Annotated in this window: 4 protein-coding genes, 4 pseudogenes and 1 riboswitch; of the genes and pseudogenes, 1 reads left to right on the forward strand and 7 read right to left on the reverse strand. The window is 39.9% G+C overall.

Annotated elements, in window-relative coordinates; translation table 11 throughout:
• Positions 1–174: 174 nt before the first annotated feature.
• The gene (locus AC0YN6_RS20185) at positions 175–3,858 is read right to left on the reverse strand and encodes an S-layer homology domain-containing protein (RefSeq protein WP_475749019.1); all 3,684 of its coding nucleotides are present in this window, start codon (positions 3,856–3,858) and stop codon (positions 175–177) included.
• Positions 3,859–4,217: 359 nt separating this feature from the next.
• On the opposite strand from AC0YN6_RS20185, the pseudogene AC0YN6_RS20190 reads away from it, so the two are divergent.
• Positions 4,218–5,177, forward strand: a pseudogene (locus tag AC0YN6_RS20190) (IS30 family transposase).
• Positions 5,178–5,541: 364 nt separating this feature from the next.
• On the opposite strand, the pseudogene AC0YN6_RS20195 reads toward AC0YN6_RS20190, so the two are convergent.
• From AC0YN6_RS20195 to AC0YN6_RS20220, 6 genes and pseudogenes are all read right to left on the reverse strand, one after another.
• A pseudogene (locus AC0YN6_RS20195) lies at positions 5,542–5,625 on the reverse strand (RNA polymerase subunit sigma); the annotation flags it as partial.
• Positions 5,626–5,664: 39 nt separating this feature from the next.
• Positions 5,665–7,116, reverse strand: coding sequence for an amino acid permease (locus AC0YN6_RS20200; RefSeq protein WP_475749020.1), 1,452 nt, complete (start codon positions 7,114–7,116; stop codon positions 5,665–5,667).
• 153 nt (positions 7,117–7,269) lie between these two features.
• Positions 7,270–7,458: riboswitch (Lysine riboswitch) on the reverse strand.
• Positions 7,459–7,613: 155 nt separating this feature from the next.
• Positions 7,614–7,721: pseudogene (locus AC0YN6_RS20205) on the reverse strand (RNA polymerase subunit sigma-70); the annotation flags it as partial.
• A 47-nt stretch (positions 7,722–7,768) separates the two neighbouring features.
• Entirely contained in the window at positions 7,769–10,972 is a 3,204-nt protein-coding gene (locus tag AC0YN6_RS20210) for a hypothetical protein (protein WP_475749021.1), read from the reverse strand.
• A 69-nt stretch (positions 10,973–11,041) separates the two neighbouring features.
• Positions 11,042–12,616, reverse strand: coding sequence for an extracellular solute-binding protein (locus tag AC0YN6_RS20215; protein WP_475749022.1), 1,575 nt, complete (start codon positions 12,614–12,616; stop codon positions 11,042–11,044).
• 33 nt (positions 12,617–12,649) lie between these two features.
• Positions 12,650–12,788: pseudogene (locus AC0YN6_RS20220) on the reverse strand (carbohydrate ABC transporter permease); the annotation flags it as partial.

The raw sequence follows: 12,788 nt of genomic DNA on the forward strand, positions 1-12,788 counted from the left end.
CCCCTCTTGTAGTTAGCCCATTATCAATCTTGCAACAGCCGCAAGATCAATGATGTCTATCTTACCATCACCGTTCATATCCACTACAAACGCATATAACAACATAAGGCATGAGTTCTGTAACATACAGAACTCATGCCTCACAAGTTACTCCATTCACTTTATACTTAAGTACTATTCAGGAATATTAATCTCAATGACCTTTATTTGCTGAGCTACAGTGCCTGTTCCAGAAATTTTACTTTCATAAATAATACCTGTTACCTTTGCATCTGGATCACTCACAAACTGATAGCGACTATATTTACTAGAAGACTGAGCGCCTTCTACTTCCACATACTCAATACCATTGTCATAATTTGCGGCCGCATTAACATCTTCTGTCAACGTAATTGTACCAGAACCTGAAATGGTTTTATTATTTACCAATGTAGTACCTGGTATTGTTAATCTAGCGCTCGCTGCAAGCTCAATGATACCATCATTATTAACTGCATAGCCAACGTTCGTTAACGTTAAATCTCCCTCTTGTACAGCGATCTTTCCATAGTTGTAAGTTTTTCCGCTTAGGTCAATGTAACCCTTAGTTAAACGAAGCTCACTGTCTGCTTGAATGGTTGTCATACCAGAAACTGATAAACGTCCATTTCCACTTACTTCCAATAATTTATTAATTATTAGATCTCCATAAACACTAACATTTCCTTTAGAATAGTAATTATTATTTTCATTTGAACCAGTGATATTGAGTGCACCATTAATTTCTGCATTGGTATCAATGTTTACAACACCCTTAACATTCAAAGCACCATCTTGCTTAACAACTATGCCAGCATCACTTCTAATAGATAAGAAGCCCAATTCTGGTACAGCAATTTCTCCACCTGATTCTACTGTTAGTCCACTTTCCACACTAACACCAGAATGATAGTAAGTTCTTTGAGATTCTAGCTGCGAGTTAGTTGTAATTTTCCCTCCGTTAGATACTATGATTTCTCCGTTGACATTAACAGATGATCCTCCGTTTGCACTACCAACTACTCGTAGCTCTCCTCCTGAACCAATAGTAAAGTTAGTATTTTGAATGTGGAGGTATTGTTTTGGCTGCAGCTCTAATACGTTGTTCAACGTTACTGCTTCTCCATAATATGAAACATAAACATTTGGGTTTGCTGCAAGTGCTTCAACTACTTTAGACCATTGGTCTGTATGAATATTTTTACTAGTTTCATCAATTCTAGCAGTAATATCATGAACATTCACATCTACTTGTTGCGTACGACCGTCAACATCAACCGTTACATATAAATATAAGCTATTTGATGTTCCAGCCATTTCTTGAAGTTTTTGATTGTTTTTTGTTGTAACCTCTAGATTTCCTTCATCATTCACTCTCGTATCTAAATCAATAATTTGTTGATTACTATTTTCATCCGTATAGTATGCGCTAGCTTTAGCTACCACATTATCATATGATTCGTTTGCGAAAGGAGTAAAGATCAGCTTTAGTCCAGAATAATTATTGTAATCAATTTGTACGGGTGGTCCGGATGGCTCATAAATATTTTTATTAAAAGAAGCATCTAATGAAAGAGTATAGTTATTATATACTGCATTTCCACTTAAGTAGCCATTTAAGTATGAATAATAGTCCTCATCTTCAGCAGCTTTAGCTAGTAACATTACCTCTACCGTTCCAACTCCACGATTTACATCAAAAGTTTGTTCTCTAGTAGCTGTTTGCACATCCGTTTCTACAGTAACAGTGACAGTCTCTAAATTAATCTCTTTTCCATCTTTATCGAACCACTTAATGAACGAAGAATAATTGCCTGTTATCACTTTAGCATCTGCATCAGTAATCTTTATTGGAACATTAATATTTTCACTTACATCAACAGCATCTTCAACTTTTGCACTAGCAGCAGCCTCAGCTGAATCACGAAGTGCATACTTAGCTGCATTTTCAGCAACTTTAATATTTAGCGTATATTGAAGATTAGCATCATAAGTACTAGATTCAGGTAATGTAACTTTAACTACGCCATTCGCATTAAAGCTGTAATCTTCAACCTCAATACCATCGGAATCTACAAGTGACAAACGCTCTTCTGGAATATATGCTCCCTCAAGCCATAGTGCTTTAATCGTCATATTCATATAGATTGGAGATTTATTCAAATCAACATTCCAACCGATGAAGAAATGGCCATTCTTTGTAGGAGCAGCAACTTCTGGAGTTATTTCGCCTAGCTTCACTTTTTTAGCTGCAATTTCACTTCCACCATCTGTATCGAAAGTGATCGTCAACGGAGGAACATTACCAATATAAACTCTACTCAGACCATTAAGCTCAACTCGAACATATTGTTCACCGTCAATCTCAACAACCTCTCCAATCAAGTTCTCTTGCACACCTTTTTTGTTTGTATGTCCAATTAGGAACGTGTACGGTCTAATATCTTCATCTGCCTTAAATCCAAGATTTGCTTTAGAAAGTGTTAATGTCGTTTTTCCGACAGGATGGATTTCGGATGATGTGCTATTCTCTGACTCTACTAATAATTTTGCATCTATTGAAAAATACTTAATTGCAAGCGCAGCAACATCTAACTCTATATCTGCAAATTCTTTTTCAAGAGTTGCTGCCACATTTTCTTGTTCCTCTTCAGGAACTTCAGTCTCAGAAGCTGTTACGGAGAAAGAAATAGTATCTGTAGCGTTTAGAGAAATCTCATTTCCTCCCTCATCCATGTATATCACATCATCCGCAACAACAACTGGTGCGCTATTTAGATTTGAATTAGAAAGATCTACCGACGCTACTACTGTACCCGTTGCCGCACTAGTTACTGTATCACTATATGTTCCAGTACCAGTTACCTCTGCAGTAATCACTGCGCCTACATCAAGAGCTTCAACAGTATACGTTTCCGCTTCTAATTTAACTTTACCATTAACAATCCATTTCACAGTTTTTGTTGCACCAGATGGTGTTACAGCAACCGTTAGCTGATCACCAGAACGAATAACTGTACCTGTCACTTCCTTATTGTTACGTTGAATCTTAGCATCTGTCACCTTAATCGTAGAACTGCCACCATTGCCTCCACCGCCGTTTCCACCACTTGGTGGTGTTGTCGGCACTGGTGTTGCTGTTGGCGCAGGTGTCTCGCTTGGTTTATCAACTTTAAGTCCAGCTGACTTTTCAAGGAAACGCTCAGTAATTACCGCTACAACTGCACGACTTGCTGTGCCTTTAGGATTGAACAGATTTCCTGTCTCTCCTTGAACAAGCCCTAGTGCCACAGCTTGATATACTGCTTCCTTAGCCCAAGAACTAATTTGTTCACTATCAGCAAATAAATCGCTAGATTGATAGTTACTTAGATCATAACCCATATATGAAGTAAGGAATCTCATCATTAGTACTGTAATTTGCTCACGATTCAATAGATCATTAGGACCAAAAGTCCCATTGCCATATCCATCTGTAAGCCCTGCACTTACAGCCCAACTTATTGCACTCGCGTACCAAGCATTCGCAGGAACATCAGTAAAGGTCTGATCTTTCACTGCAACTTCAGGACCATCTAACTTTTCCGCTAATCGATTTAGAACAGTAATAAACATTGCTCTAGTCATTGAACCTTGTGGTTCAAATATACCTTCTGAACTTCCTTTAAATAGTCCCTCTTGAACTACTTTATTAATAGATCCTTCTGCCCAATGGTCTTTAATGTCTGTAAGACCATTCGGTTCATTAGCAAAAACTTGTGCTGGCAATACCCCTACAAATAAGATGAATACTAATAGAACTGCGATGTTTCTTTGAATTCTTAATCCTAGATTACTCACTCTTTTGTTGACCCCCAATAAATAAGATATATTGTAATTATTTAAAAATTACCCTGAATCAGGGTAACATTTTTAATAAATATTGTAAATGAAATTAATTCCATATTATAAAATGCGATTTCTAAAAAAACAACCCACCCATGACGAAATTCGTGTAGATTGTAGTTACCCCCTCACACATAAAAAAGACATGGAAGGGGAATATATTTTAATCTTATCGGATGAGTTTCCTTCCATTAAAATGTTTTCTTTTGACGAATTGTAATATGAAGTGCGACACCTAGAAAAATAAAAGGCCCATGCAGGCTTCGTGTAAAATGGAAGTTACCACACCACCATTTTGTACAGGAGAAACCAACATGAGCTACTCCCATCTTAACATAATTGAACGAGGACAACTAGAAGCGCTGCATCGATTGGGCTGATCCTGCCGCAAGATTGGGCATGAACTAGGCCGACATCCCTCTACAATCGCACGAGAACTGGCACGTAGCGGCAGTAAGAAAAATGGGACTTATGCAGCTAGCTCTGCCCAAGAAGCGTCCTGTGAGCGGAGAGCTTCTAGCGTGCCTATCGGCAAATATACCAAGGAACTTGCTGAAGAACTCAATCTGAAGTTGCAGGAGACCTGGTCCCCTGAGCAGATCGCCGAGAAACGTCGTATCGAAGGGAAACCCTTCGTGTGCTTCAAGACGATCTACAGATGGCTATACGAGAGGCGGCTCGCAGCAGGAGTTAATGTATTGCGACATAAGGGCAAACGTCAAAAGCCGATGGAAACACGTGGTCGCTTCCTCGTCGGTACGCCAATCAGCAAGCGACCGAAAGATGTCCGTAAGCGTATGACGTTCGGCCATTGGGAACTTGATACCGTGGTTTCCAGCCGTGGGAAAAGCAAGGCCTGCGCCGCTACCTTCATCGAACGAAAGACACGACTGTATGTTGCACTGAAGATGCCCGATCGAACGGCCTACTCGATGGAGGTCGCCTTCGGTGTCGTGCTCAACCAATACCCACGTGGCACCTGCCAAACGGCGACAACTGATCGTGGCAAAGAGTTTGCCTGCTATGCGAGCCTAGAAGCTGTGCATGACGTGATGGTCTACTTCGCCGATCCCTATTCTTCTTGGCAGAGAGGATCTAATGAAAACGCAAACGGTCTCCTTCGTGAATTCTTTCCCAAAGGGCATGACTTCGCTTCCGTTACCGATGAGCAACTCGCCGATGCAATTCGGTTGATTAACAACCGCCCTCGTAAATGTCTTGGGTGGAGGTCCGCTCAGGAAGCCTTCATGGAAGAGGTGTCGCACTTAGCTTGACAATTCGTCTTTTTTAAAAAAAAATTATATTTCAACTTTCAAGATACATACTTAGAAAGTGAAGTCGAGCTAGCTATACCAAGGCATTTGAGACTTCTTTTTCACTACTAAACTAACAAATAAGTTGATTAGATATGTATGATCTACCTGTCCTTCTTCTTTCTTAAGCGAAACGGTCACTTCTCTTCTATCACTTTCTTACCATCAATATAACCGACTCGAATTGTGTGGAGTGTGTATACAAAAAATGACCAAACGGAATCTCTACCGTTTGGTCATTTTTTGATTTAACATAATACAATCAAACCCTAACTTTATCGTTACAACGATAAGATTAGGTGTTATATAGGAGTTCAGCTCAGTCTCACCGTTTCGCCTTATAAAACTCGTAATACAACTTCATCAACGCCCGCTTCTCTATTCTCGACGCATAGCTCCGACTAATCCCCTTGTCTGCCTGTCCCATTGCTCATGACTCCCCTTCATTCTAGTCAAATTTACAGTCTTTAAGAGGAATGACTTTGGTCTTGTACACAAATTTATAGCCTAGCCATACACCTAAGAATAACGGAATTCCGATATAGGAAACAAGCACGCCATACCAATCGATCGTTTCTCCAGTGAAAGCTTTAAAGTTCTGGCCGATAATAACGAACATGCATAATGCAAAGGCAAAGAGTGGACCTAACGGGAACCACTTGGCTTTATAAGGAAGTTCACTTAAATCCCGACCTTGTGCAACGAATGCCCTGCGGAAACGGTAATGACTAATTGCTATTCCAAGCCATGTAATAAATCCGCACATGCCAGAAGCATTCAGCAGCCATAAATACACAACCCCATCACCGAAGAAGGAAGCTAGAAACGCAAGCATGCCGACTGCACAAGTGACCAGCAGCGCATTAATAGGAATACCGCGTTTGTTTAATTTCTTTAGAAACTTAGGTGCTTTGCCCTCTTTGGCAAGTACCCACAGTACACGTGTAGATGCATACATCCCTGAGTTACCAGCAGACAGCACCGAAGTCAAAATGACGGCATTCATAATAGCAGCCGCGAAGGCAAACCCCGCTTTTTCAAAAACAAGGGTGAACGGACTAACTGCAATATTCTCAATACCAGCTTGCATCAAACTCGGATGTGTAAAAGGAATCAACATGCCAATTACGAAGATTGCAAAAATATAAAAAAGCAGAATACGCCAGAAGATTTGTTTAATGGCCTTCGGTACGTTCTCACGTGGGTTCTCACTTTCACCCGCTGCAATGCCGACAAGCTCGGTTCCTTGGAACGAATAACCCGCTGCCATAAAGATACCAAGAAACGCTAGAAAACCACCATGGAACGGTCCACCGTCTAGTGTGAAATTACTGAAGCCAGTTGGCTTCGAGCCGCCCATTATACCAAATATCATAAGCACCCCAACAATCAAGAAGATGATGACAACGGCAATTTTGATCAATGCAAACCAGTATTCCGATTCGCCATATCCTTTGACAGACAGTAGATTCAAACCGAAAATAATAGCAAGGAACAGGAAGCTCCACAGATAAGAAGGACTATCAGGAAACCAATATTTAATAATAAGAGTTGCTGCTGCAAGCTCAGAGGCAATCGTAATCGCCCAGTTAAACCAGAAATTCCATCCCAGGGCGAATCCCAAAGAAGGATCCACGAAGCGGCTCGCATATGTGTTAAAAGATCCCGATTCTGGCATATAGGTTGCAAGTTCTCCCAAACTAGTCATAAGGAAGTACACCATAATACCCACCGCTATATAAGCGAGAAGAGCTCCCCCTGGACCAGCTTCTGCTATTGCACTACCACTAGCAAGGAACAAGCCTGTACCAATGGATCCTCCAAGTGCAATCATTGTGAGGTGACGAGCCTTGAGCCCGCGTTTCAACTGCTGTGGCTCAGTCGAATTGTTTGATGACATTAAAAACACTCCTTAATCATGATGTCGATCCATTGTTCTGGAGTGGGAAACAAGAAGAAACGGTAACACTGTCTTTCAGAACATACGTTTCTTATGGTCACAAAAAAAACGCTCACATAGGTGAACGTTTTATATCATTCCCATCTTATCTTCTTTGAAGATAGCTCATCACAAGTTTACTTATCATAAATTTGTGACAGTTCTGCACCTTCCGGCAACAGTCCCAGCCCAATTGCCCAGAGCAGCAATCAAACTTCGGCGGTAGTTCCTTTCAACAGCTTCAATGACGTTCTCTGCGTCTCCACTGATTTACTTCTAACAACCGCGACCTCTACCTCACCGTTTGATAGGATGAGGGTTGTATTCAATTTAATTTACAAGAACATTATAGCGAACATTGAGAGGGTAAACAATGGTATAAAAAGTATATTAGAATCTAACACCGATTGAGAGTAACATAATGTGAAATAAGAGGGTGTCCCATAAACTGGACTTTCACTCCGACTAATTCCAAGCTCCTTCGCAATCTCCCGCTGCGTCCGCTCATCCCCGCCGTGCTCCAAACCAAATTGTCCTATGTCCATAAGATCTACATTAAAATATAAAAAAAGAACCACTCCTGTATTGGAGTGGTTTGGGGGTTATTTCACGTTCATGTTTTTAGTTTCATTTCATAAAAGCCATCAATCTGAATTGTTTCTTCTTGTTTGTCTTTTGTCAGCACCTCTATGGACGCAGTTCCATACCCTTGCAAGCGAATGACAGCCTCACCCTTGGATTCTTGGATGGAAACCACCTCTGTATCAAAATCCCGAGATAGGATGCCAACTGATTCGGATAACGTTATGATATTGATTTTTTCACGCTCAACATTGATTTCAAATGTTTTGTTGTTCCATTTCAATGTAGCCTTGGCAATTTCTTTGTCACTCCACCAATCGATGTTTAGTAAGTAGATTACTCTTAGCCCATCTTCACGGTCAAACACGGTAAAGTTAACGGTATCATTACCAATAATATACCCTTTCTCATACTCATCTTTGCAAGCTTCCTCTGCGGTTTGTTTTAATACAGATTGGTATTCTTCTCGAATGGCTGGGTTGGCAGGATAGTGCAGTGAATTGATTAAGATAACTTTCCCTTTGCCTACAGTGTTTTGAATGATTAGTGGTTTGCCTTGATGTGATTTGACTACCGTTACTGTATCCTGCAATGTAAGATCCATGATTTTTTCAGGATTCTCAACATTTTCAGGATAAGCATAATCTTTTATCCCCAACACCTTTTCCATTAAGCCCTTCTCGATTAAGCCACTTGTTCCATTCAAAGCTTCTTCTCGATCTGTTGTGGTGAAAAGATGAGCCCAAGTCAGAATCGCCGTGCCTCCATTGTTGCAAAATTCAAGGAGCTTATGAAACTGTTGATCTGTAGCGGTATTAAAACCTAAAAATGCAAGCACTTTATATTTTTGATACGTTTCTGGCTGAGCCTCTATCGGTAAAATATCAACCGTGCCATAAGGGGTTCTGGAATAAAATCCTTGTGGTTTGTTTTCGCATGGGTATCGATAAATGGCACTCAAAACAGAGTCCGGAAAGAAGGTTTTTAGCAAATCCCAGCTTTCCTCCATATGATTAAATTTCCATTTATCGCCGACTTGTCCCCATGCATTGGGCCTTGTAAAACATACCCAAGCATCATTATTTCCATGTAAAAAACCAAATGGGACAACCATTTTCGTAGGTCTTGTATGGGTTTTCACAAAATGGGCAAAGTTTTTTTGCACTTGTAAATGTTCAAGGCAAGCCCGGGAAAACCGATCGAAAAATGCCATCTCACTTTCGATATGCCAAAGCCCTTCCTCTGTATTGATGTGATTGATGTTATGAGTATAGCAAACAAATAATGAAAGTTGATACCTTCTAAACCGTTCTTTTGTGTCATGAGGCAGTGTTGACCATTGAACGGCCAAATGCGCTAACAAATCTTTTTTGTTGTATGCAATTGCCGCTCCACGCTGTGCAGCGATTATAATCTCATGTGGGCCATACATCAATTCACTGCCTGCGCTTTCTAAGCCACCCTCGTAGAAATACTTAAATAGCGTGCTTGGACCCGAATGTCTTTTCACGCCGTTTAACGAATAGCGAACGTTTTCAACGAGTTGTGCAGCCGCCTCTTCCATGTCCGTTGGCTTCACAGGATTATAACCTGAAAAAACTCTATTTTGTGCATAAACAGGAGGCGTTAAATATTTTCCATCTTCAATTTTATCTATAAACCGCTCCATGAGCTCGTCAAAAAAAGCAAATTTAGCGCCCCGCCCAATACCCCAATAATAGAAGGCACCGTCTCTTTCGTGTCCTTGATTTCCAATAAAATAAGGTCCATTTAGCATTTCTTTCGTTGGGTTTGCATTCATACCTGGAAGCTCGCGCCCATCAATAATGTGGCAATAATGATAGCGGTACTCCGTAAAGATTTTGACAAGGTGCGCCCAAAAATCTTTGTTTAATTCCCTAGTTCCAGTCCATCGATAAACAGGCCGTATGGATATAAAATTCCCCAAACGGTTGTTTAAGTACCAGCAAAAAAACTCATCAAAATCTTCTATATCTTGACTAATAAAAATAGCATCTGAGGTTCCTGTTAATACATTGTCATCTTTTTTTTCTATTGTTCGTGTAATGGTAATCGTTTCTTCTTCCAGACCACAAGTTAATTTGATCTTGAAATTCGTTTGGTGGGCTGTAGCCATAAAATTGATTACGTTAAAACCCTTTTGACAACAATGTTCTTTTTCAAAAATCAAGTTCTCGTTTTCACCGGCGCTTACGATAACGGTAGATCGGTCTTTTAGGTAAACCATAATAGGTATTTGCGTATGCAGAGGAATGCAATCATCGAAACCAACTACAGTTAAGTTTTTTGCCTCTTGATATAGCAAATATAATGATTTAACCGTGTAAGGGTGGGGCATAAAATAATCGGCTTGATTGGTGATGATGATCGTGTTTTTACCTATTTTCAATAGATCCTTATCTATTTTGAATTCCTTTTCGGAAAACCGTAAACACCGTTGAAAAAATTCTCCGTCAAAGCAAATTTCATTGTTGATTTTAATTTTTAGGTTTGCCCATTCTTTTTTGGATAGATTCTCCCCAAACCAGTTCATTTCTTCATGATAAGGATCAGACATGGTAAACGAAGGCAAATAATTATAGTTGGGCTCACTGTAGAAATTACCATTAAAGCGCGGGTCTTCCAGATAAAGATCTCCATGTAATCCTTTTGCTTGAATATAAACCAAAATGGAGGCCACATTATCCTCTAAAACAAAGTCTCTCTCAATCTTATGCCAAGGGTAAGTTCCTTCTTCGATAGGAATGATAATGACTTCATCGGGGTCTAAACTGATGGAAGCCGTGTCTACCCCTTCTTTTATGAACCGCTTTTCAAAAACAATTTCCAAATCAGCTGTGTTGTTATTCTTTTTTAAATGCTCTGCCTTTGCAAAGATAGAAAAGGTAAAATGATTGCCGGCGTGTACTGGTTTTACAAATTTATAATAGGCGCGCTTTCGATAGGATTCACCTTTTCCTTCTAGGTGCAAACAAAACTGACTATGATGGGTATCATTTGGAGACAGACAGTCATCAATCATTCGATATAAATAGGGGTACCCGCCCTCTGTCATCCAAGAGGGGTGCATGGCATATTCGCCTTTTAACATGATTTTGAAATCGTTCTTGGCGATAAAATCCAAATCATCTAGTATAAAATCACAATGCAAGGAATCTCCAGGTTTAATATGGGGTGGTTCCGGATAGTCTTGAATGGTCAGTTTGCTATACATGCTTTCCTCCTAATCAACATAAGGAGCGTGAAAACATCACGCTCCTTCGTTCAACTCAAGTTATATTCGCTATTTTTTAAAAGTCTCGTCGTAGGCTTTATTGATTAGCTCCAAAGCTCGGTCAGAGCCAAGTTTTTTAACCTGTGGTATAACTTTTGAATCCCAGGTATCAATGCTTTGCTTACCGATAATCACATTTACCGAAGCTTCCTCTACGTAGGTATCAATAGCCGTTTTGAGGTCGGTATATTCTTTTTTCGCATTAGTATCGCTAAATTTTGCATCAAAGACCGCCTTGCCAAATGCTTGGTTTTCTTCCAAAAATGATACCGATTTTTTCATGGCAGCACCATTTAACTCATACGTATTAATAGCAGCTTGATTTACAACACTGAAAAGTTCTTGGGTATTTAGCCCCGTATTCTTGATGGTACCATTTGGTGTAGCAGGAGTTTGAAAATCCTTCAAAAATTTCACAGTACCATCGGGATTCTTTTCGTAAGACTCGCCTTCGATACCAAATTGCAGTGCATCGATACCTTCTGGGCTGTACATCCAATTCAGCAAATTAACTAATTCATCTTTGTATTTAGTTTGGTTTGAAATCACTTTGTAGTTTTGGAAATAGCCGCTTAAAACAGTGGTACCAACTCTTTTATTGTTGTAAGCAGGTTGAAGCATAGCCGTAAATTCAAAGCCCTCTGGAATTTTGCTTCCCATTACTTGAACAATCTCGTCGCCAACTTGTGGGTAGTCAAAGGTCACCAAACCTTTGTTTGTAGCTAACAGTTCATTCCATTCATCATCTGTAATCGTAGCAAAGTTTGGATTTAACAAGCCTTCGGAATACAATTTATTCAAGTAAACCAACGTATCCTTGTAGGCTTGGCTTTCTGGACCGAATAAATATTTTTGCCCATCTGGGTCAAGATGGAAAGAAGTGTTCGTTCCTCTAAAGTAAGCTTGGTTGCCAATTAGATGAGACGTCCCCCATCTTACGAAAAATGGGTAAGAATCTGGGTAGAGTTTCTTCAGTTCAACTAAGGTATTGTATAAATCGTCAAAGGTTTCGAACTTCGTGGATAAGTTGTGTTTTGCAAAAATATCAGTCCTGCCTAACATAACTTCGTCGGCACGATATGGCACATCATACACTCTTGGGGCGCCATAATATTTGCCGTTAGGCGAACGAGTCAGATCCATGGCAGGTGGATATTTTTCCAACATCGCTTTGTAATGATCAAGCTTCCCTGCTTCCATATAAGGCGTTAAATCTAAGAATGCTCCTTGTGGACCATAACGATCCGCATTATCTCTTGATAACGTAATCAAATCCGGTAGTGATCCACCTGCTAGCATGGTATTCATTTTTTGTGTATAGTCTGCACGGGCAACGGTAACGGGTTTGATTTTAATATTTGTGTACTTTTGAATGGTCTTAAAAATTTCTTCGTCGCCAGTGTATGGGGTATTAGCCTGGAAAAACCAAGTAACTTCAATTGGTTCTTCGCTAACTTTTTGTGTGGCGGTATTTGGGTCTGCTGTCTGTGACTGCTCTGTGGTTTTGGTAGGTTCGCTTGGCTTGTTACACGCTGTAACAAACAACATCATGGTAGCTACAATTAAGATTAAAAATCTTTTCATGATAAATCTCTCCTCTTTAGTTAATTTTATGAATTATCCTTTTATTGAGCCAACCATAAGGCCCTTGACAAAGTACTTTTGTATAAAAGGATAAATACACATTATAGGAAGTGTAGTGATGACAATGGATGCCATTTTTAAAGATTCCGTTGCCGAGTGATTTAATTGAGCA

This window comes from Paenibacillus sp. J22P15, from assembly GCF_056269345.1.

Bases quoted from the DNA above. Each gene is read 5' to 3' on its own strand.
- AC0YN6_RS20215 (WP_475749022.1), bottom strand. From the start codon at position 12,616: ATGAAAAGATTTTTAATCTTAATTGTAGCTACCATGATGTTGTTTGTT.
- AC0YN6_RS20210 (WP_475749021.1), bottom strand. From the start codon at position 10,972: ATGTATAGCAAACTGACCATTCAAGACTATCCGGAACCACCCCATATT.
- AC0YN6_RS20200 (WP_475749020.1), bottom strand. From the start codon at position 7,116: ATGTCATCAAACAATTCGACTGAGCCACAGCAGTTGAAACGCGGGCTC.